Here is a 1,422-nt window from a genome sequence, read left to right as displayed (position 1 = left end):
CCGGTGGCCCAGTGCCTGGCCCAGGGCCACGGCGCCCTGTACGAGGGGAACGATCCCGCCCTGGTGCAGTGGGCGGCCACGGACCCCCAGGCCGGCTGGATCCGCACCACCGGCACCCACTCGGTGCTGGTGGTACCCCTGCGCGCCGCCGGCACCACCCTCGGCGTCGCCCTCTACACCCGCCACCAGCGCCCCGAACCCTTCGAGACCGACGACCTGTGGCTGGCCGAGGAACTCACCGCCAGAGCCGCCGTCAGCATCCACACCGCCCGCCACACCCCCCGCCAGCACACCACCACCATGACTCTGCAGCGCAGCCTGCTCCCGCAGACCCTGCCCGACCAAAAAGCCCTGGACATCGCCACCCGCTACCTGCCCGCCGGCACCCAGGCCGGCGTGGGCGGCGACTGGTTCGACGTGATCCCGCTGTCCGGCGCACGGGTAGCACTGGTCGTCGGCGACGTCGTCGGCCACGGCATCCGCGCCTCGGCCACCATGGGCCGAGTCCGCACCGCAGTACGCACCCTGGCCGACGTCGACCTGCCACCCGACGAACTCCTCACCCACCTCGACGACCTCGTCCTGCACCTGTCCGCCGAAGAAAGCAGCGGCACAAACAACAGCACCGAAACCGCCGGAGGCATCGGCACCACCTGCCTCTACGCGGTCTACGACCCCATCTCCCGCCACTGCACACTGGCCCGCGCCGGCCACCCCCCACCCGCCCTGGTCACCCCCGACGGCACCGTCTCCTTCCTCGACGTCCCCGCCGGCCCGCCCCTGGGCCTGGGCGGCCTGCCCTTCGAAACCTTCGAAACCCAACTACCCGAACACAGCATCCTCGTCCTCTACACCGACGGCCTGCTCGAAGCCCGCGACCACGACATCGACGACGCCCTGGACAAAATGTTCGCCGCCCTCACCCGCCCCGCCCAAACACTCGACACCGTCTGCGACCGCATCCTCACCTCCATGCTCACCCACCGCCCCGACGACGACATCGCCCTGCTCATCGCCCGCACCCGCGCCCTCAACACCGACCAAGTCGCCACCTGGGACCTGGCCTTCGACCCCGCCATCGTCGCCCAGGCACGCCAACACGCCACCCACCAGCTGACCACCTGGGGACTGGACGACGCCGCCTTCATCACCGAACTCGTCGTCAGCGAACTGGTCACCAACGCCATCCGCTACGGCCGCCCACCCATCCAGCTCAGACTCATCCACGAAAACAACACCCTCATCAGCGAAGTCTTCGACTCCAGCAACACCGCCCCCCACATGCGACGCGCCCGCACCTACGACGAAGGCGGACGCGGCCTGCTCCTCGTCGGCCAACTCACCCACCGCTGGGGCACCCGCCCCACCCCCACCGGCAAAACCGTCTGGGCCGAACAAACCCTCACCCAAAACTGAAACACC

1 protein-coding gene is annotated in these 1,422 nt (G+C 69.8%); it reads left to right on the top strand.

Going from position 1 to position 1,422, the window contains the following annotated elements; genetic code table 11:
• The coding region (locus tag ACIBK0_RS51935; RefSeq protein WP_399097559.1) for a SpoIIE family protein phosphatase at window positions 1–1,416 on the top strand (1,416 nt) is incomplete at its 5' end.
• Window positions 1,417–1,422 lie beyond the last annotated feature (6 nt).

The organism is Streptomyces sp. NPDC050564 (assembly GCF_044457265.1).
Classification (GTDB): Bacteria; Actinomycetota; Actinomycetes; order Streptomycetales; family Streptomycetaceae; genus Streptomyces.
The sequence above is the reverse complement of the archived record's forward strand: the minus strand, read 5'-3'. Positions and strand labels throughout refer to the sequence as shown.